16 protein-coding genes are annotated in these 20,109 nt (G+C 44.1%); 12 read left to right on the forward strand and 4 right to left on the reverse strand.

Annotated features, from left to right (window positions below):
* Nucleotides 1-7 precede the first annotated feature (7 nt).
* Nucleotides 8-2,059, forward strand: coding sequence for an ATP-dependent DNA helicase RecG (gene recG, locus MHI51_RS12690; protein ID WP_076183407.1), 2,052 nt, complete (start codon nt 8-10; stop codon nt 2,057-2,059).
* Nucleotides 2,060-2,125: 66 nt separating this feature from the next.
* Nucleotides 2,126-2,413, forward strand: coding sequence for a stage VI sporulation protein F (locus MHI51_RS12695; RefSeq protein ID WP_405173919.1), 288 nt, complete (start codon nt 2,126-2,128; stop codon nt 2,411-2,413).
* Between the two features lie 961 nt (nt 2,414-3,374).
* Here the strand turns inward: MHI51_RS12695 and MHI51_RS12700 are convergent.
* The 3 genes from MHI51_RS12700 to MHI51_RS12710 all read right to left on the reverse strand — a co-directional run bounded on the left by MHI51_RS12700 (nt 3,375) and on the right by MHI51_RS12710 (nt 5,573).
* Complete coding sequence (locus MHI51_RS12700; RefSeq protein ID WP_076125880.1) at nt 3,375-4,235, reverse strand: YitT family protein; 861 nt, start codon at nt 4,233-4,235, stop codon at nt 3,375-3,377.
* A 128-nt stretch (nt 4,236-4,363) separates the two neighbouring features.
* Entirely contained in the window at nt 4,364-4,633 is a 270-nt protein-coding gene (locus MHI51_RS12705; protein WP_405173920.1) for a hypothetical protein, read from the reverse strand.
* A gap of 577 nt (nt 4,634-5,210) precedes the next feature.
* Nucleotides 5,211-5,573 (reverse strand): hypothetical protein, encoded by a 363-nt coding sequence (locus MHI51_RS12710; protein ID WP_342410728.1) that lies wholly within the window; start codon nt 5,571-5,573, stop codon nt 5,211-5,213.
* Between the two features lie 185 nt (nt 5,574-5,758).
* On the opposite strand from MHI51_RS12710, the gene MHI51_RS12715 reads away from it, so the two are divergent.
* Both MHI51_RS12715 and MHI51_RS12720 read left to right on the forward strand, forming a co-directional pair.
* Entirely contained in the window at nt 5,759-6,172 is a 414-nt protein-coding gene (locus tag MHI51_RS12715; RefSeq protein ID WP_235219531.1) for a DUF2500 domain-containing protein, read from the forward strand.
* Nucleotides 6,173-6,298: 126 nt separating this feature from the next.
* Nucleotides 6,299-8,995, forward strand: a complete 2,697-nt coding sequence (locus tag MHI51_RS12720) for a calcium-translocating P-type ATPase, SERCA-type (protein WP_341004269.1) — start codon at nt 6,299-6,301, stop codon at nt 8,993-8,995.
* 89 nt (nt 8,996-9,084) lie between these two features.
* Here MHI51_RS12720 and MHI51_RS12725 read toward each other — a convergent pair whose 3' ends face one another.
* Nucleotides 9,085-10,020, reverse strand: a complete 936-nt coding sequence (locus tag MHI51_RS12725) for a C40 family peptidase (protein ID WP_076125886.1) — start codon at nt 10,018-10,020, stop codon at nt 9,085-9,087.
* A 324-nt stretch (nt 10,021-10,344) separates the two neighbouring features.
* Between MHI51_RS12725 and MHI51_RS12730 the strand changes: the two genes are divergently transcribed.
* The 8 genes from MHI51_RS12730 to MHI51_RS12765 all read left to right on the forward strand — a co-directional run bounded on the left by MHI51_RS12730 (nt 10,345) and on the right by MHI51_RS12765 (nt 20,101).
* Complete coding sequence (locus MHI51_RS12730; RefSeq protein WP_076125887.1) at nt 10,345-11,415, forward strand: ABC transporter substrate-binding protein; 1,071 nt, start codon at nt 10,345-10,347, stop codon at nt 11,413-11,415.
* Between the two features lie 62 nt (nt 11,416-11,477).
* The gene (locus tag MHI51_RS12735; protein WP_036686219.1) at nt 11,478-12,401 is read left to right on the forward strand and encodes an ABC transporter permease; all 924 of its coding nucleotides are present in this window, start codon (nt 11,478-11,480) and stop codon (nt 12,399-12,401) included.
* Nucleotides 12,394-13,188: an ABC transporter ATP-binding protein gene (locus MHI51_RS12740; protein ID WP_076125889.1), complete on the forward strand. Its 795-nt coding sequence runs from the start codon at nt 12,394-12,396 to the stop codon at nt 13,186-13,188. The genes MHI51_RS12735 and MHI51_RS12740 overlap by 8 nt, the downstream gene beginning before the upstream one ends.
* 222 nt (nt 13,189-13,410) lie before the next feature.
* Nucleotides 13,411-15,177 (forward strand): sensor histidine kinase, encoded by a 1,767-nt coding sequence (locus tag MHI51_RS12745; RefSeq protein WP_341002226.1) that lies wholly within the window; start codon nt 13,411-13,413, stop codon nt 15,175-15,177.
* Nucleotides 15,170-16,738: a response regulator gene (locus MHI51_RS12750; protein ID WP_341002227.1), complete on the forward strand. Its 1,569-nt coding sequence runs from the start codon at nt 15,170-15,172 to the stop codon at nt 16,736-16,738. The genes MHI51_RS12745 and MHI51_RS12750 overlap by 8 nt, the downstream gene beginning before the upstream one ends.
* A gap of 121 nt (nt 16,739-16,859) precedes the next feature.
* A complete protein-coding gene (locus MHI51_RS12755) occupies nt 16,860-18,194 on the forward strand; it encodes an extracellular solute-binding protein (protein WP_076275847.1) in 1,335 nt (444 codons plus the stop codon).
* A 143-nt stretch (nt 18,195-18,337) separates the two neighbouring features.
* Entirely contained in the window at nt 18,338-19,258 is a 921-nt protein-coding gene (locus MHI51_RS12760) for a carbohydrate ABC transporter permease (protein ID WP_076105030.1), read from the forward strand.
* A gap of 3 nt (nt 19,259-19,261) precedes the next feature.
* On the forward strand, nt 19,262-20,101 hold the full coding sequence (locus tag MHI51_RS12765) for a carbohydrate ABC transporter permease (protein ID WP_038570347.1): 840 nt from the start codon (nt 19,262-19,264) through the stop codon (nt 20,099-20,101).
* The last annotated feature ends 8 nt before the right edge of the window (nt 20,102-20,109 follow it).

Below are 20,109 nucleotides of genomic sequence, written 5' to 3' on the forward strand. Positions count from 1 at the left end.
GATAAATATGACACTGGCATTAAATCAAATTGAAGTAAAAAACATAACTGGCGTGAGTGCTCAAAAGCAAAGCGAGCTTCACGCCTTTGGCGTCTTTACAGTAAAGGATTTGTTAGAGTATTACCCGTTCCGCTACGAGGATTATCGGCCCCGAACGCTTAGCGAGACTAAACACGGGGATAAAGTGACCGTAGAGGCAAAAGTAATCGGTATCCCTGTGCTGCAGCGCTTTGGCGGCAAGTCACGTCTCAGCTGTAAGATGGTTGCAGAGCCATGGATGTTCACAGCAACCTGGTTTAACCGCCATTACGTAAGAGAGCAACTCACTGTGGGACGGGAAATTGTGCTGACCGGAAAATGGGATCAGAAGCGCAATCAGATTACAGTGACTGATTATGAATTTCCGGATCGTGGTGAAGGAAAGACGGGAACACTGCAGCCAGTCTATTCAGTAGGTGGTAAGATCACGCAATCCTGGATCAGGAAGGTTATTAATCAGGGACTTCAGCAGTATGGGGATCTGATTCCAGAGATTTTACCGCATTCTATTATGAGGGAATATGACTTCATGCCGCGTAAACGGGCCATTGCCACTATTCATAGGCCTGAGGACACTCGTGAAGGGCAGCAGGGGCGCCGTAGGATGGTATATGAGGAACTATTCCTGTTCCAGTTGAAGATGCAAGCCTTCAGAGTTCTGAACCGCGGGCGGATGGATGGGGTAGTCCACACAGTGGATAACGCGACGGTACGCCAGTTCGTACGCAGTCTGCCCTTTGAGCTTACAGATGCGCAGAAACGTGTAGAGCTGGAGATTTTACATGATCTGCGTTCACCATATTGCATGAATCGTCTGCTGCAAGGAGATGTTGGCTCGGGTAAAACAGTGCTTGCGGCAGTGGCGCTTTTTGCTACGGTAAGATCTGGTTTTCAAGGTGCGCTTATGGTGCCTACAGAGATTTTAGCAGAGCAGCATATGCGTTCACTTACCAGAATGTTTGAGCCGTTCGGGATTACTGTAGGACTCCTTACGGGCAGTGTGACTGGCCGAAAACGTAAAGAATTATTGGCCTCGTTGCAAATGGGGATGCTTGATATCGTGGTAGGAACACATGCTTTGATTCAGGAGGATGTATTTTTCCGTGATCTGGGACTTGTAGTAACTGACGAGCAGCATCGTTTTGGTGTGAATCAGCGTGGTGTATTGCGGCGTAAAGGATATAATCCGGATGTACTGACGATGACGGCGACGCCTATTCCTCGTACGCTAGCCATCTCTGTTTTTGGCGATATGGATGTATCCACTTTATCTGAAAGGCCGAAAGGCCGGGTGCCAATAACTAGCTACTGGGTAAAGCATGATCTCATGGATCGTGTGCTGAATCTGATTAAGCGTGAAATTGATCTCGGTCGTCAAGCTTATCTGATCTGTCCGCTTATTGAAGAGTCAGAGAAGCTGGATGTGCAGAATGCTATTGATTTGCATATTCAGATGAGCCAAGCTTTCCCTAGCTATAAAGTTGGGCTTTTACATGGTAAAATGACTCCCGCTGAAAAAGATGAAGTGATGCGGGCGTTTTATAACAATGAGCTGCAGCTGCTTGTGTCCACTACGGTGGTGGAGGTGGGTGTAGACGTTCCTAATGCTACATTGATGATCATTATGGATGCGGATCGTTTTGGCCTGTCACAGCTGCACCAGCTGCGTGGACGGGTAGGAAGAGGGCAGCATGCCTCTTTTTGTGTGTTGGTAGCTGATCCAAAATCTGAAATCGGACGTGAGCGAATGACTGCCATGACCGATACGGATGACGGATTTGAGATTTCCCGAAGGGATTTGGAGCTGCGTGGTCCGGGGGACTTTTTTGGGACAAAGCAGAGTGGATTACCGGAGTTTCGGCTGGCAGATATGACGGCTGACTTTGAAATTCTCGAGCAGGCGCGGGATGATGTTGCTGAGCTGCTTAAGGATGAAGCCTTTTGGACATCACCTGAATATGCATCTCTTCGGCATTATTTACAGAGTGAACAAATCTTCCAAGGAGAATTAATTGACTAACTAGGCACATGTAGCACCGAAGGCTCATATACTGTGAAAGATTGGATATGACGGGAGGTGCTACACTTGGGTTATCAACAATTCGGAATTAGCCCTCAGTTGGTGGATCGCATCAAGCTGAAGATGAAAAACTCGACTGTGAAGGATCGTATCAAAAGTATGATTGAGGGCATCTCGAAACAGGAGCTGCAGGATCCTGCGGTTGTTCGCAGATTGGTACGAAAAGCGTCAGGTGTATTGAACGAGAAATTGACCTCGACACACGAAGAACAAATTGTGAAGTTTATCATCGCGCAGAAAATCGATCCGAACAACACCTTTCATTTGATCCGCTTGTGGGGAATGTTCCGTTAAGTAGCGTATTAAATGAAAAGTAGGGGTTGTCCATAGATGTTTTTTTCATCGTATGTGACAGTCTGCAAGCAGCGATCCTCCTATTACTGGAGGATCGCTGCTTTGCGTTTTTGGCCGTAGTTACGGCAAGCTGCAATACGTTTCTATTCTGGACAAACCGATGCCACCGAATCGTGGTCATTCGTCGTCCGATGCCACCGAATCATGATCATCCGCTGTGGCATTCGGACTCCAATGACGTTATTTGCAAATATATCGCCTTTGGAGCAAGGTTTCGGACCCCAGTGCAGTTATTCATAAGAAATAAGCTCATAGTTGGCGTTTTTTGTGCCAATAGGAGCTATGGGGTCCGATAGCATCCAAAATTCAGGGTAATTTCGCGTATAAGGTCTCCTGTGTCCGATGCCACCGAATTCCATTCATCTGCCGTGGGGTACCGCTGAATTATGTTTATCCATCGTCTGATGCTACCGAATCAAGTTCATCTGCTGTCGGGTACCACCGAATCATGTTCATCTATCGTCCGTTCCCGCCGAATCATGATCATCCGCTGTGGCTTTCGGACTCCAATGACGTTATTCGCAAATATATCGCCATTGGAGCAAGGTTTCGGACCCCAGTGCAGTTATTCATATGAATTAGACTCATAGTTGGCGTTTTTGGTGCCAATAGGGGCTATGGGGTCCGATAGCATCCAAAATTCAGGATTATTTCGCGTATAAGGTCTCCTGTGTCCGATAGCTGCCTCAATCGCGCAAGCATGTTAGATTAAGCGAAGTTGAGGCCTCACACAAGGAGTTTGAGGCTTCGATCAAGAAGTTTTGGGTCTCAAACAAAAAAAAAGGAGTCTTCGCTCAAGAAATTAGGTCTCGCTCCGAAAAATTGGTTGCGATCAAAGGCTAAATTCAAAAAGAAGGGAGCGCTCCAGCCATTTTGATGGCTTAAGGGCGCTCCCTTCTTTTTATTCGTGTAAGCGTGTTTGTCTATGATCTTTAGTGGCTGATCTAAACACAATTTGGCTCTCTGAATCACACTGTAGAACGAGTGCCCGAAGATGCTCTTCTTCCATTCTGTTCGTCAGACAAAACAACGTGCTAACCTCTCCATCTTGCCCTGAACCTTCAGCAATCGCAGCTTCTCGGTTTAGGGAGCTTGCGATTGCTTGCTGAATGTCCAAACATCGGCTGCTGGTAATCCAAGCAGTGCGGGAGTGGGATAATCCCCGTAGTGAGATACGAACACCTTCGAAAGCCAGCAGGTAGGCAATGATAGAATACATTGCTTGCTCCCAACCGAACAATGTACCTGCAAAAAGCAGAATTGCACAGTTCAGGATCATAATAACGACTTCCGTTGACTTTGGAGGTCCGCCGCTCAGCAGAGAATACCCCTGGTCACTGGCTTGTTTATTTACACCGCCGAATCTCACAGATATTCCAATACCTACTCCAAGACAGATGCCTCCTGCCATTGCCGCAGGTAAAGGATCGCTAATCACAGCAGGAAAACGATGCAGCGCAAGAGACGCGATGGTTAGGCAGGTTAATCCCAAAACAGTGTAAAGAGCAAAGCGGAGATTTACTTGTTTTCGCGACATAAATATAAAGGGCAGGTTGAATAGAAATAGAAACAATCCAAGCTGCATTTCAGTAGTATGAGCGAATAATGCGGATAAACCTGTAATCCCGCCGACAACAAGGCCATGTGGCATTAAAAATAATTCCAATCCTACAGCAGCAAGCAATGCGCCGGCAATGACTGTGAGAACTCGGAAGGTAGAGCTTCTTTGTAGCTGTTGACGTTGATTTATTTTGTTCTGCATAGTTTTTCCTCCTTCAACAGGGGAAACGACCTTACTTATTTTCAGTGGCTATGGCAGATTCTTTGGATATTCGTGCATCATGTCGTTTCTCAAAGTTGAATACTTTATCCGTTATTTTACAAATCTATTTAGATTCCTTCGTCAGACAATGTCCAAGGACAACAAGGATCAGCACGTAAATGTCTGCGAATGGCTGCAAATGGTTGCAAATCTCTGCGAAAGGCTGAAAATGGCCGCAAATAGCTGCAAATAGCTGTAAAGGGCCGCGAATGTCTGCGAATGTCTGCGAATGTCTGCGAATGTCTGCGAATGTCTGCGAATGTCTGCGAATGTCTGCGAATGGCTGCAAATGGCTGCAAATAGTGAAGACTAGCCAGCACTCCGCTTTCTTTACCCAAATTGGCTAAAACAATTTAAAGTTTATCCCGTGAGGCTATAGGCATCCAATGATAGATGAAGCATGAAGGCTGTGACCAGCGCAGCGTCCGGCCAGTAAGCCTGCAACGAAGTTGCGCCAATCAGTATAACGATAACTGCTGCAAGGGAGTACCAGAGCGCCTCACCGCCTAAGGTGGGTGGATGTACCTCAGTCTCAAGCTGAAGAAGAAGATGGCACCTAAGAAATAACGAAATAGGATCACGAGCTTTTCAATTCGTCTCACATGTTCGGTTTCAGCGAGGACAAGTCCACTAGTAGTGCGCCAATAACTTCTGTCTGCTAGATGAGTGCTCTCGGAGAATCCGGCAATCAAGAATACTGCTGCGAATATTACTAATGTAAAAGCGCTCCGGAACGGATATCCAGAACATGGTTCAGCCAAGATACTTGCTTTCTTCCAGTGGATGATGAGCAATGCGAGAATGTATAGCCACCGGGAAATCCGCATCTCTATAATTCATGAACCTAAGATTTTTATCAATTGAAGTTCTAAATTCCCTTCAGTCGACATTCATTTAGGGCAGAGGTGAACTTCGTTAGTGGAGTAAAATTAGAAAATGAGACGTGAATTTTAACAGGTACAGCCGCAGTCGAAGCAGGAATTTATAAATCACTGGACGGAACAGTAAAGAAAGTACAGGGAGTATTGCAATTACCGCAAGTGACTTCGCTCCCCACTGTTCAGTTATTTTGATGGCTCCTACCTGAGGGGTTATTTGAGGTGCAATCCTTACGGGAGGTGTAAACTTTCGCTCGTAGCGTTCAATTTCGGATGACGTTGATTCTTGCTCCGTAGTGAATAATCCTCCAGACCAGGCAGGTGGAAAAGAGAACATCATTCCCAGAATTAGGACGATACGAAGAAACCAATGTAGTGATAAATGCGCTATATATTGCACCGAAATTAACACCTCCCAACTGTATGTAGTATAAAAAGCATACCATACCTTTTCCTTTGAATCCAAATTGTTTTGTGAAAAAAATTCATATATAAATGATGAAAACATGAAACCGAACGGGAAAAATGACGTATTTCGCTGCATAGATAACTTTTATTATCTTGTTTCAGTCAGGAGGGATAAATTTGAGCGAATGGCAGGATTTTAACGGTTTTGATGAGCGCAGCTTTTTCGGAAGTTTCATTCATGAGATGCCACTGTTTTTTAAATTATTTGCTTTGCTTTTTCTTGGCTTTTTCGTTTTTATAATTGTTAAATCAGTGAGAATCTGGATGTCCAATAACGCAAGTCCCTTGATAAAAGCAAACTGCACAGCGGTCACCAAACGAACCGAGGTGTGGGGGGGATCCGGTGAATCGAGAGCAAATACTAGTTATTACGTTACGTTTGAGTTTGCCGATGGCTCTCGATTGGAGTTGCAGGTAAGAGATCAGGATTTTGGCCTGATTGTAGAAGGTGACCGAGGCGAACTCCTGTATCAAGGGACTAGGTTTAAAAGCTTCAATCGCGATTTGAAGAAAGAACATCTAAATTTCTAAAAAAGTACATACCATTCAAGAATCACCATGCCTGTTTTGGGTAAAACTCATATGAGAGGTTTTACCAGATCTCAATTCTGGAAGGAGGCTATGGTCTTGAATTCAAATAATTCACAATCGCAAGGGCTGGTACCCTTCCATACACTGAGTGAGGAAGAAGTGCTGAATAGGCTGGAAACTCGGAAAGAGGGTTTATCTTCCGATGAAGCGGCTAAACTTCTGGAGCGATATGGGAAGAATGTACTGCAAGAAGCGAAGACTAAATCGCTATTAGAAAAGTTTATCGAACAATTTAAAAATGTAATGATCTTTATTTTGCTAGTAGCAGCTGTATTGTCAGGAGTTTTGGGGGAATGGACGGATACGATTATTATTTTGCTTGTAGTCATTCTGAACGCGGTGCTTGGAGTTATTCAGGAAAATAAGGCGGAGCAGGCACTCGATGCGCTTAAAAGCATGTCCTCTCCGCATGCCAGAGTAAGACGTTCCGGTCAGGTTACTGAGATAAAAAGTGAAGACCTCGTTCCCGGGGATATCGTATTACTGGAAGCCGGAAATGTAGTTCCGGCGGATATAAGACTTTTGGAAGCCGCATCGTTAAAGACGGAGGAAGCCGCGCTTACAGGAGAATCATTGCCATCAGAAAAGCGGGCCGGTGTGCTTGAAGGCAGCGACATTGTAATCGGTGACCGCACCAATATGGCTTACATGAGCAGCAGTGTTACTTATGGCCGGGCGGTTGGTGTCGTTACAACAACAGGAATGCAGACGGAGGTCGGTAGAATTGCCGGTTATATCTCGGAGGAAGATAATGATGTAACACCGCTGCAAAAAAAGCTGGATGAACTAGGAAAATATTTCACCTTTATTATTCTTGGCGTTTGCGTGATTATCTTTGCCGTTGGGATCTTCGAGGGAAGAGAGCTAATGGATATGCTACTTACCTCGATCTCACTTGCGGTAGCGGCTATCCCGGAAGGGCTGCCAGCAATTGTTACGATCATTCTCGCGCTTGGTGTGCAGCGAATGGCGGGACGAAAAGCGATCATTCGCAAGCTTCCTGCCGTGGAGACACTCGGAAGTACAGAGATTATATGCTCTGATAAGACAGGTACTTTAACATTAAATAAAATGACTGTCGAAAAAGTACATGTCAACGGAAAGACCACTGATTCCAGTGCAGGACTTGAAGGGATTCCTGGTGGTGAGTTATTGCTTCAAGCTATGACGCTTTGTAATGACTCCAGCATTGACGAAGGAAAGACTCCTAGTGAAACTGAAGCAAAAGCTGGAACCAAGGATCCCCAAACCAAGAGCGGGAAAGCAATCATCGGCGATCCGACGGAGACCGCGTTAGTCGATTATGCGCTTAGTATAGGTACTGACAAAAGGGAGCTTGAAAAGAAAAATCCACGTAAAAATGAGCTGCCTTTTGACTCTGATCGCAAGCTGATGACAACGATTCATGAGGTAGAAGATGGTCGATATCGTGTGCTGACAAAGGGTGCACCAGATGTACTTTTGTCTAAATGCAGCCATATTTATGTGGATGGAGAAATTGTACCTCTACAAGACGAACATAAGCGGAATATCATGGAGAGTAATAAAATGCTCGCAAATGACGCACTTCGAGTGTTGGCGTTTGCTTTCCGAGATGAGGAGCAGCTGCCGACCGATCTCTCACCAGATACCACGGAGATAGAGTTAGTATTTATTGGTTTGGTTGGTATGATAGACCCGCCGCGTGAGGAAGTACGGGATGCGGTAGCCATCTGCCGTAAAGCGGGAATAAGACCTGTAATGATTACAGGGGATCATCGTGATACAGCAGCGGCTATTGCCAAAAGATTAGGGATTATTGAAGATGAATCAGGTGTATTAACGGGCAGTGAGCTGGATAAATTCAGCGAAGAGGAATTTGCGGAGAAGGTTACCGATTATTCGGTTTATGCACGCGTCTCTCCTGAACACAAGGTGCGTATCGTTAAGGCTTGGCGGCAAAAAGGAAAAATTGTGGCGATGACCGGAGATGGTGTAAATGATGCTCCTGCACTTAAATCATCCGACATCGGTGTGGGCATGGGGATAACCGGAACGGATGTTGCCAAGGGTGTATCAGATATGGTGCTTGCCGACGATAACTTTACGACTATAGTTGTTGCCGTTGAAGAAGGACGGAAAGTTTACAGCAATATCCGCAAAGCAATCCAGTTCCTTCTCTCCGCTAACCTTGGGGAAGTGCTGACATTATTTATTGCCACTATGATTGGTTGGCGTATTCTAGAGCCGATCCATATCCTGTGGATTAATCTCGTTACGGATACTTTACCTGCACTTGCCCTCGGGCTTGAGAAAGCCGGTGAGGATGTAATGGCGAAGAAGCCGCGTAAAGCAAGCAGTAGCATTTTTGCTGGCGGCGTAGGGATCGGGATTATATATCAAGGGATTATAGAAGCGGCACTTACGTTATTCGTGTACCAATGGGCGCATACGCATTACAATGAAGGTATTGCGGTTACAATGGCCTTTGCCACATTAGGATTACTGCAAATTGCCCATGCTTTTAACGTGAGATCCAATAAAAAATCGCTATTCCAGATTGGTTGGTTCAGCAATCGGTATATGTTATGGGCGTCGCTGATCTCTATACTAATGCTTGTGCTTGTGATCATCATCCCGGGCTTAAACGACTGGTTTGGTGTCTCACATTTAAGTGGATTACAGTGGGGAATAGTATGTGCAGCAGCCGTAGCAATTATTGTCATAGTAGAACTTGTAAAGCTGTTTGTCCGGATAAGCGGAAGGGGCAAGAGCTGGGATTAAGAATTTGGTAAGAGTTGTAGTCAAAAAGCCTGAATCCCTTCAATAGGGATTCAGGCTTTTTGAATGATTTCTTTTAAAGTATGGGAAGCTTATAAAACACGTTGCATGTGGAGGATTACATTACTCCAATAACCTGAGTCGAGGTCACTGATCTGAACTCCGGGTTCACCCCAAGTGTGGATAAACTTTCCGTCTCCAATGTAAATACCGACATGACCAGGTATAGCATCACTTTCAAATCGGCCGGGAACGGTAAAAAAGATAAGATCCCCTACATCCAGTTCGCTTCGACTTACACGAGTACCTAAATTATCTTGATCTTTAGCTAAACGAGGTAAGCTGACACCGAATTTTTTGAAAACATGCCTTGTAAAAGAAGAGCAATCAAATTTTTTGGTTTCTTCATAAGATCCAGCGCCAAAGTCGTAGGGTACACCTAAGAAATTTTTGGCAAAAGCGACTAACTCCTTTTTATCCGCTTCAGAAATACTTTGAATGCGTAAAGATTTAGATTCACTCGTGGATTCGACCGTCGATAATTTTTCGATAGTCTTACGTTCGGACGGTGTAGCAATGTTTATCTCACCCGACTGGGGATTCCAGCCTACTTCTGTTTGCAGAAATTTGGACAAGGCTAAAGGGGTGATATAGATTTGCCCTTCTTGCCGTCTAGGGGCTTGTGGCAGTGTGATTTTTTCCCCAAGTGAGAATACCTGTGGTGAGCCAGGGCGCAGCATATACATAACATCGCTATAACCGATTTTAGTGTATCCATCACTAGAACCATCATCTTTCATCCGATATCCGAGCGAAGTAACCGCAGGCTTAAGTGGAATCCAATACTTTCCCTGAGCGTCGGTAATTGCAGATTGTTCATAATAACTGGAGGCATTTGTTCCATCAGGAGTTAGCGCGTTAACCTTAGGTTTTTGCGATTGAGATGAATAACCGCAGGATGAACTCGTTAAAGCGACAGCAAGCAATACAGTAGCGGTGGTTAGTAGTCTTTTGTGATTATTAGCCATTTAACACGCTCCATCTTCAAACTGTAAATTCAGTTTGTGCAGGGCGATTTTTTTTATGTAAAAGAAACGAAGGCAATCGCTGTAAGAGACAACCAAGCATTACCTGTTTTGATGTCATATATTCTTCAGAATTTGAAATCTATGGAAATATGATAAGTGATTGACGGATAAACAACCTCCATATAATATAGGTTTAATAGATTTCTATCATTAATGTGAGGTACGTGTAAGCTTATGCTTTAATGCTTTTATGGATAAAAGTGATAATGCTGAGTCGCTCACCTTGATGTATGCGTTAATAAACTAATGAAATGGGGTACTTTGATGAAAAAGAGAAACATTTTGGCGGGATTAAGCTTATGCTTCATGCTCGTAGCAGCTGGTTGTGGTAACAATAACACTGCGGGAAACGCAGGAAATGCAGCGAATTCCGGTAATTCCCCTACGAATGCAGGAGCAGCAGATTCAAAAACGTACAAAATTGCGATCTCGCAATATGTGGAGCACCCCTCACTCGATGCTACACGTGAAGGAATTCTCGCTGCTTTGAAGGATGCAGGAATCGTTGAAGGTGAGAACCTGAAGGTTGACCTTGAGAATGCTCAGGCTGATCAAGCGAATAACTTGTCCATTGCTCAAAAGATTGCCGCTGACTCTAATGATTTGGTATTGGCAATTGCAACGCCTTCCGCTCAATCAATTGTTCAAGCACTCAGCAAAGCAAGTAAGGATACACCGATTTTATTCGCAGCAGTAACTGACCCACTCGACGCGAAGATTGTCACGGATCTGGAGCATCCAGGTGGCAATGTATCAGGGGTATCGGACACCAATCCCGAAGCGATTAACAGATTAATGCAATTTATAGCTACCCAATTTCCTAACGTGAAAAAGCTGGGCATCGTTATTAATGAAGGTGAACCAAATGCAGTAATTATGGCTGAGATTGCTAAAAAAGAGTTGGATAAACATGGAATCGAGCTAGTGAAGGCTGCCATCACGAATACCTCTGAAGTCAAACAAGCTGCAGAATCACTTGTGGGTCGTGTAGATGCATTCTACATTACTTTGGATAACACAGTCGTAAGTGCAGTGGATACCATTATTCAAACAGCTAATGACAAGAAAATTCCCTTCTTCTCCAGTGACCGTGATACGGTTGAAAAGGGAGCTTTCGCCACCGTTGGTTTTAAATATTTCGATCATGGCTATCAAGTGGGTCAAATGGCCGTGGATATTTTGAAAAATGGTAAAAAGCCAGCTGATATGAAAGTAACCATGCAAGAAAAACTCGATCTCATTCTTAACCTGAAATCTGCAGCAGCGCAAGGCATAGAAGTGACTGATGCAATGAAGGCAGAAGTTGCCGATCAAGCTAACAATATTATTCAATAAGCCATTATATAGGGGGCGATTTCGTGAGAACGCCCCTTTCCGCTCGAAGGAGGAAGTCATCTATGTTAAATTCGATGCTCGGGGCCGTTGAAATGGGACTGCTTTACGCATTTATGGCTTTAGGTGTATACATTACCTTTCGTATTCTTGATTTCCCTGATTTGACTGTAGATGGGAGCTTTACCACTGGTGGTGCCATTGCCGCTGTTATGATTACTAACGGTTATGCACCATGGCTTGCTACCCTGGCCGCTATTGCTGGTGGAATGCTGGCAGGAATGTGTACGGGCCTATTACATACGAAAGGCAAGATTAATGGACTGTTATCCGGGATTTTGATGATGATTGCACTCTATTCCATTAATCTGCGGATATTTGGTGGCAAACCGAACTGGTCTTTAATGGGCGACACTACCTTGTTCACTTCCATTGATCCTCTGCTCGTACTGCCGTTTGTAGTTATTTTTGTGAAAATAGTAATGGATTTATTCCTGCGTACAGATCTTGGACTTGCGCTGCGGGCTACCGGAGATAATGCAAGAATGATCCGTAGTCTGGGTGTGAACACGGATAATACCACTATTCTTGGCGTCAGTTTGTCCAATGGAATGGTGGCGCTCTCGGGGGCGCTAATCACTCAGTATTCTACTTTTGCGGATTCCTCTATGGGTATTGGGATGATTGTAATCGGGTTAGCTTCGGTGATCATCGGTGAAGCCATATTCGGTGCTAAAAATGTATTTCGGGCCACATTGGCTGTTGTGCTCGGATCCATAGTTTACCGGATCGTAGTTGCACTTGCCTTGCGGGTACCGTGGCTGAAAGCTTCGGATCTTAAGCTGATCACAGCAATTATCGTTATTTTCGCTCTTGTATTCCCGTCGATTCAGCGTTTCCTGAAGCAGAAGAATATGGCGCGGAGGCGTTCCGTTGAATTAGCTGAGCAGGCGCTAAGCAGCAAGAGAGGAGGCACCATCGATGCTTAAACTGGAGAACGTATCTAAGCTGTTCAATCCCGGAACACCCGATGAGAAAATAGCGCTGCTCGGCATTGACTTGGAGCTTCTTCCCGGTGATTTTGTCACCATCATTGGAAGTAATGGAGCTGGTAAATCTACGTTGATGAACATTATTTCCGGTGTCATGAAGCCGGATCTGGGTACAGCCAGCATTGAGGGAAATTCAATCAGCCATTTGGCGGAATTTCAACGGAGTCGTTGGATTGGCCGTGTCTTTCAGGACCCAATGGCGGGTACGGCTCCACATATGACGATTGAAGAAAATTTAGCTATGGCTTATAAAAGAGGCAAAAGCAGAGGGTTAACCTTTGGCGTAAATAAAGCTAAAAGAGCTTTGTTTCGCAATGAGCTAAGCCGTCTGGGGATTGGGCTGGAGGATCGCCTGCGGGCAAAAGTAGGGTTGTTGTCAGGGGGAGAGAGACAAGCGCTAAGTCTGCTAATGGCGACCTTTACTCAACCGCAAATTTTACTTTTAGATGAACATACAGCAGCCCTTGACCCTTCTCGTGCGGAGCTGATTACTAAACTGACAGAGTCCATTGTCCGTGAGATGAAGTTAACCACCCTAATGGTTACTCATAACATGGAACAGGCCATTCGTCTTGGCAATCGTCTGATCATGATGGATAAGGGCCGTATTATTTTGGATATCGATGAGGAACGTAAAAAAGATCTTACTGTAGAACGGCTGCTCGGAGAATTCGAGACAATCAGCGGACATAAATTGGCAGATGACCGAATGATGCTTGGCTAGTCAGTTGTAGGTTGAAGGTAGCTCAATATAAGGGCTTGAAGTGAAGTCTGATTCTGGATTTCATTTCGAGCCCTTTTTTACATAGGAATTTTTTCGCCGAGCCATTATACTATCCTTATCTTTCAGTTCACGTAAATTTACCCAAATGGAACATTATGGTTTATAATGGAATTATAGTGATAATAAATGAAAATTATCATATTTAGGGAGCGGAGAATGCAGATGATTTGGAAAAATGTTAGCGCTTACAGAAGTTCGGGCATTTTCAACAAAATGATACTGATTATTTCCTTTTTGCTTCTACTTTCCTTTTTATTCTCTTTGACCGTTTTACAATATGTGTATCGTATCTATGACAAGCAAATTTATGAAAAGGCCTCTGAGGTACTGGGGATGTCCTCCATTAGCATCGAAAATGCCCTAAGAGAATTGGATCAGCTTTCTTTTACAGTGGTGTCTGATGAGCAAATTCAAGAATGCCTGCGCCAATTGCAGAATGATCCACAGCCTTATGAAAGACAAGTTCTACATAACAAGATCATAAACAGGCTGGTTGCTTTTGCAGGGGCAGAGAAATACGTTTATTCCATGATGCTGATGGATACGAGTGGCGGAGTAATGACTGCGGGCAATCGTGAAGGGGTATCACAGGATCTGCAGGATCAGTTAAAGCCGTTAGCTGCGGAAGCTAGCGGGAGTATAGTGTGGTATCCGCAAGGAAACAGAAATTCACTTTTGGCGGTTCGGCAGATTAAATCTTATACAGGGTCAACGTTTACGCTGGATGATCTGGGAACACTCGTGATCCGTATTCGGATCGACCTAATCATTGCGGATAGTACGAGCGATACTGATCAATTAATCGCAGTTGATGCCACGACGGGACAGGCAATCTATCCTGAAGCACCGATTCTTTTGCCAGATGAGCTTAAAGAAGAGACAGAACGTCCGGAGCTATATCGCACGGCCAAATATCAAGAAGGTACTTATTTTATAACCAAGACGAAATCATCTTATATAGATTGGATCTACATCAATGCCACTCCATTTAATGAGATGTTCAAACATATTACTTTTGTCAAAAAGCTGGTCGTCATCATATTCGCACTAATCTTATTAATTGGTCTCCTTTTAGGCTACAGGCTTGCTCGCAGTATTGTACGTCCGATCTCTAAGCTGACCAAAAAAATGAAGCAAATCGAGAAGGGCGATCTGGACAATCTGGAGGAACAGTCATTAGGTGTGGTTTCACAGACTGCGCAGGACGAGGTTAGTCAGCTAAACCGGACTTTTAAAATGATGATCCGCAGGATCAGAGAGCTTATTGATGAGAACTATGCGAAGCAGCTGATTATTAGAGAGACAGAGCTAAAAGCTTTGCAGGCCCAGATTAATCCGCATTTTTTGTACAATACACTGGAATCGATCAACTGGTTAGCCAAAATGAACAAACAAGCCAAAATCTCAGAAATGGTAGAAGCGCTCGGTTACTTGTTCCGCAGCTCTATTGGTCTAAAGGATCCGCTGATTACACTTGAAAAAGAGATCACTATCGTGCGCAATTATGTCATTATCCAGAAAACACGGTTTGATGAGAGGCTTGATTTCCGGATGGATGTACCTGAACATCTGCATGACGCTTTGATTCCGAAGCTGACCTTGCAGCCTTTAATCGAAAATGCTATCCGCTATGCACTAGAGCCTAATATTGAACCGTGTACCATTTCTATAACAGTTAGTGAAGATGAGCAGGGACTCGATATCAGAGTCAGTGATAATGGACCGGGAATGAGCGCTGAATTTATCAAAGATTTGCAGATGGGAAGAGTTAAGACCCGTGGAGAAGGCATCGGCTTAGCTAATATCGCGGAACGGATTCAAATCGTCTTCGGTCCTGAATGGGGCACTTCCATAGAAAGTGAACCGGGTCAAGGAACAACTATACATGTGCGTATACCTTACTTAAAAGGAGTGCTAGAGAATGTATAAACTGCTGCTGGTGGATGATGAACGCTTGATTCTGGAAGGGATATCGCAGGTTGTGGACTGGGGACGAGCGGGAACAGAGCTTGTAGGCACGGCGTGGAACGGGATTGAGGCTTTGGTGAAAATAGAGGAGCTTAACCCTGAAATAGTGATTACGGATATTTCTATGCCTGGTTTAGATGGTTTGGGACTGGTGCAAAAATGCAGTGAACGATTTCCAGACGTGAAATTCGTTATGCTGACTGGTTATAAGGATTTTGATTATGCTTGTATTGCTATGCAGAACGGGGTTAAACATTATCTTTTAAAGCCGTGCAATGAGAATCAGATCCATGATGCACTGGTTGAGCTGGTAGCGGAGCTCGATGAACAGAAGAGCCGGGGCGAATTCGTAAATAGCATGAAACAACGTCTTCAGAAGGTATTGCCCCATGTGAAAGAACAATTTTTGAAGGAATGGATCTCTAACAAAACTTATGGAAGTCAGGATCTAGAGTACTATCAGGAATTATTCGGCATTGAACTCAATGACAAAACGGTACGCTTGCTCCTGTTCCGGCTGGAAGGTTCTTACGAATATGAGCAATTGTTCGCTCTGCAAAATATTGCCCAGGACGTACTTCAGGAAACACTCCTGAGTGCGACGATAGGCGGTCATTTATTAATATTACTGGAAGACGAAGGAAATACGGTGCAGAATAGCCCCTTGCTTAAACGTATCGCTGAAGTAAGAGAGGTCTTCTGCAAGTTTTATAAAATGGATGTGACAATCGCGATTAGTGATGCTGACCTTATGATTCATTCCCGGAGATTGTATCGTCAGACCTTGCAGTGCCTGAACCATCGTTTTTATTTGGAGGCGGGCGGTTTGATTACCGGGAGTGATATCCCAAGTGATGAGCTAAGTGGAAGAAATGATATCGAGCTAGATGAAGAGCATATTTGTCTACTAATCAAGTCAGGTGACCAAAATACGGTAGAGCTGGAATTGGAACGATTATTCAACTTGCTCGCGGATGAACGGTTAGATATTAACGTGACGCGTTCATATGTTTTACAGTTATATTCCGCTATGATTCGTTTAGCAGTCCCTGATGAAAGAAATAGCTTCACATCGGGCTTGGCGGAGCTTGCCGAAATTAGAACCTTGGGAGGTTTAAAAGCATACGTCAAAGAGGCAGCGGTTCGCTTAACAGCGATGTATGACCGACATTTTAGTTCCCGGCAATCGCTGATTGTAGACAAAATGTTCAAAATTATCGCAGAGGATTACAAGAATGCAGAGCTGTCGCTTAGCTCGGTCGCTGCTGAAATGTTATATATGAATCCCGACTATCTCGGCAAAATATTCAAGAAAATTACCGGGGAGAAATTCTCGAATTATGTAACCAATTACCGGATTGCTAAAGCATCGGAGCATATTTTGAGAAGTGGGGATGTAAGAGTATTTGAACTGGCTGAAATGTTCGGCTTCGGTGGAAATGCACAATATTTCAGTCAGGTTTTTAAAAAAGTAACCGGCCAGACCCCTACAGATTTCATGAAACCCCCTCAAGCGAACTGATTATTGAACAAACAAGACGGTTTTTTGTATTCAATAATCACGGAATATTTGAGAAAATTTAACCAATGAAAGCGCTACCTAAAGGGATCAGAGCCTTTACACTATCATAGGAAAAGGGGACATGAAATTGAAAAAGAGATTCGCTTTACTAGCCGTACCATTATTGCTGTCGTCAATGTTAGCTGGTTGCGGTGGAGGTAACAACAATAACAATGCTGCTACGGATTCCGCTACAAATACTCCTTCGGAGACGAAACCTGCGGCCACGACCTCAGCAGAACCAGTAACCCTGCGTATCGCATGGTGGGGTGGAGATACAAGACATTCTTATACACAACAAGTTATTGATATGTATGAAGCCAAATATCCGAATGTAACCATTGAGCCTGAATATGCATCCTTTGATGATTACTGGAAAAAGCTTGCTCCGCAAGCTGCTGCAAATAGACTTCCTGATATCGTTCAAATGGATATTTCCTATATTAATCAATATGGATCTAACGGACAGCTCGAAGATTTGAAACCTTATTTGAACTCTCAGATTCAAGTCGGCGATGTGAATGAGAACGTGCTGAGTACTGGAGTGATCGGTGAGAAGCAATACGGAATTCCGTTAGGGGTTAACGTACTTGGTTTTCAATATGATCCAGAATTGCTGAAAAAGGCAGGTGTTGATTCTATCCCAGAGAACTGGACTTGGGATCAATACAAGGAAATCGCCGCGAAAGCTAAGTCGGCTGGACTGTATATGGACGGTTCCATGGCAGCAGACGTGTTCTTCAACTATTATCTGCGTACAAAAGGGCTGGCACTCTATAACAATGATGGTTCCGCACTTGGCTATGAGGACGATGCGTTGTTCACTGACTTTTTCGGAATGTTGTCTGGTCTGATTAAAGATGGAGCGGTCCCATCACAAGACAAACTGAGCCAAAATAAAGGGGTTATTGAAGAGTCGGATATTGTTAAAGGGACAGGTATCGGTGTATGGCAATGGTCGAACCAATACGTTGCTTTGCAAATCGCTGTAAATCGTCCTATGGAGCTGGCACAAATGCCTGGTCCAGATATGGATAAAGGGCTTTACATGCAGCCAAGTATGTATTGGTCAATTACTTCTAACTCTAAAGTGAAGGAAGAAGCAGCGAAGTTCGTTGATTTCTGGATTAATGATGTGGAAGCTAACAACCTGATCAAAGGCGAACGCGGAGTACCGATTTCAAGCAAAATCAAAGAATCTGTAGCTACACAATTAACTGATTCCGGTAAGCAAGTATTTAAGTTTGTTGCTGACATGGAGCCTACTACTTCACCTATGAGTCCACCGGTTGGATCACCAGAGGTTGTAGCCCTGCTTACAGACCTTGCTGAACAAATGAACTTCGGAAAAATCGATCCAGCAGCAGCAGCAGCACAGTTCCGAAAAGAAGCGAACTCTATTCTCTCCAGCCGTTAATCGTAGGGTAACAGATAACTATACTGCGTCTCACATGGGAAACGGCATGCCATTTCGCTAGGCGGCATCCCGTTTCCCATATTATTCACATAAAAAGGAGTTGGAGACCCTTGGCATTAACGAATCCCCTACCTTCGAATCCATTGGCTGTTAAGAAAAAGAACCTCACCGGCCGGCGGTTACGAAGCAACCTTACAGGATATGCCTTCATCAGTCCGTTCGTCATTGGCTTCCTTTGCTTCACACTGATCCCGATGATCATTTCGCTGTATCTTTCTTTTACCAAATACAATTTATTCGCTCCACCTAAGTGGATTGGATTTGATAATTACATCAAAATGTTCTCAAATGACCCGAAATATTTGCATTCACTAAAGGTAACGCTGCTTTACGTATTTATCGGTGTGCCTTTACGTCTAACCTTCGCATTATTTGTGGCCATGATTCTAAATACGAAATCACGTATGGTAGGAGCCTATCGGACAACTTATTATTTACCTTCTATTATAGGGGGTAGTGTGGCGGTCTCCATCATGTGGCGTAATATTTTTAGTGATACTGGAATTATTAACGGCATGCTTGGCTTTTTCGGAATTGGACCGGTAAGTTGGTTTGGCAATCCGAACGCTGCGCTTATCATGTTGATAACTCTATCTGTTTGGCAGTTTGGCTCATCCATGTTGATCTTTCTGGCAGGTCTTAAAAATATTCCTGGTGAAATGTATGAGGCAGCTAGTGTAGATGGAGCCGGATTCTTCAGAAAGTTCTTCAAGATTACTATGCCACTCTTAAGTTCAGTGATTCTGTTTAATCTAGTTATGCAGACGATCAGCGCATTCATGACCTTTGTTCCAGCTTATATTATCTCTAAAGGTGAAGGCGGACCTATGGACGGCACTATGTTGTATTCTCTCTATTTATTCCGTCAGGCCTTTATGTTTAATAATATGGGTTATGCTTCGGCTATGGCTTGGGTAATGTTGTTGCTTGTCGGCATCATGACCGGAATCTTGTTCAAGACATCCAAATCGTGGGTCTTCTACGAGTCGGAAGGAGGAAAATAATCCATGGCGAAAATTAAACTGAAATGGCCGCTTTATCACATTCTTATAGGTGGCCTCGCTATCGTTATGCTGTATCCGATTCTGTGGATGATCATGAGTTCTTTTAAAGAGAGCCGGCTTGTGTTTGTTACAGCGCAGCACCTTATACCTGATCCATGGGAATGGGGGAACTATGCTAAAGGCTGGGAAGGTATTGCAGGTTACTCCTTTGGTGTCTTCATCAAGAACTCTTTTGTAATTGTTATTGTCGCAACACTGGGCGCAGTCATTTCATCTTCACTGGTTGCCTTTGGTTTTGCCCGCAATAAATTTGTAGGCCATGGCTTATGGTTCGGAATCATGATGATGACCCTGATGCTTCCTTCCGATGTGGTGCTCGTCCCTCAATACATTATCTATGCCAAATTGGAATGGCTCGACAGTATCAAACCGATCGTTGTTCCACAGTTCTTCGGTGTCCCGTTTTTCATTTTCCTAATGCTGCAGTTTATTCGGACCATTCCTGTTGAACTTGATGAAGCGGCTACCATCGATGGTTGTGGGAAATTTGGACTTTATTTCAGAATTATACTTCCACTCATTCGTCCTTCTATGGCTACTGCGGCGATCTTCTCCTTCTATTGGCGCTGGGAAGACCTGCTTGGACCGGTATTGTACTTGAACTCACCTTCTAAATATACAGTTTCGATGGGGCTGAAAATGTTCCTGGACAGTGAGTCCGTATCCAACTGGGGTCCAATGTTCGCCATGTCTGTTCTAAGTTTGGCACCAGTCATGATTATCTTCTTTATCTTCCAAAAGCAGATTGTAGAAGGAATCAGCACCAGTGGTTTGAAAGGTTGATTTCAGCA

Origin of the sequence: Paenibacillus sp. FSL H8-0260, from assembly GCF_045040625.1 — a bacterium.
In the GTDB taxonomy this organism is placed as follows: domain Bacteria; phylum Bacillota; class Bacilli; order Paenibacillales; family Paenibacillaceae; genus Paenibacillus_AQ; species Paenibacillus_AQ odorifer.

Coding starts and splice junctions, on each gene's coding strand:
- recG (WP_076183407.1), top strand. CDS start 8: ATGACACTGGCATTAAATCAAATTGAAGTAAAAAACATAACTGGCGTG.
- MHI51_RS12700 (WP_076125880.1), bottom strand. CDS start 4,235: ATGCAGAACAAAATAAATCAACGTCAACAGCTACAAAGAAGCTCTACC.
- MHI51_RS12725 (WP_076125886.1), bottom strand. CDS start 10,020: ATGGCTAATAATCACAAAAGACTACTAACCACCGCTACTGTATTGCTT.
- MHI51_RS12730 (WP_076125887.1), top strand. CDS start 10,345: ATGAAAAAGAGAAACATTTTGGCGGGATTAAGCTTATGCTTCATGCTC.
- MHI51_RS12735 (WP_036686219.1), top strand. CDS start 11,478: ATGTTAAATTCGATGCTCGGGGCCGTTGAAATGGGACTGCTTTACGCA.
- MHI51_RS12740 (WP_076125889.1), top strand. CDS start 12,394: ATGCTTAAACTGGAGAACGTATCTAAGCTGTTCAATCCCGGAACACCC.
- MHI51_RS12745 (WP_341002226.1), top strand. CDS start 13,411: ATGATTTGGAAAAATGTTAGCGCTTACAGAAGTTCGGGCATTTTCAAC.
- MHI51_RS12750 (WP_341002227.1), top strand. CDS start 15,170: ATGTATAAACTGCTGCTGGTGGATGATGAACGCTTGATTCTGGAAGGG.
- MHI51_RS12755 (WP_076275847.1), top strand. CDS start 16,860: ATGAAATTGAAAAAGAGATTCGCTTTACTAGCCGTACCATTATTGCTG.
- MHI51_RS12765 (WP_038570347.1), top strand. CDS start 19,262: ATGGCGAAAATTAAACTGAAATGGCCGCTTTATCACATTCTTATAGGT.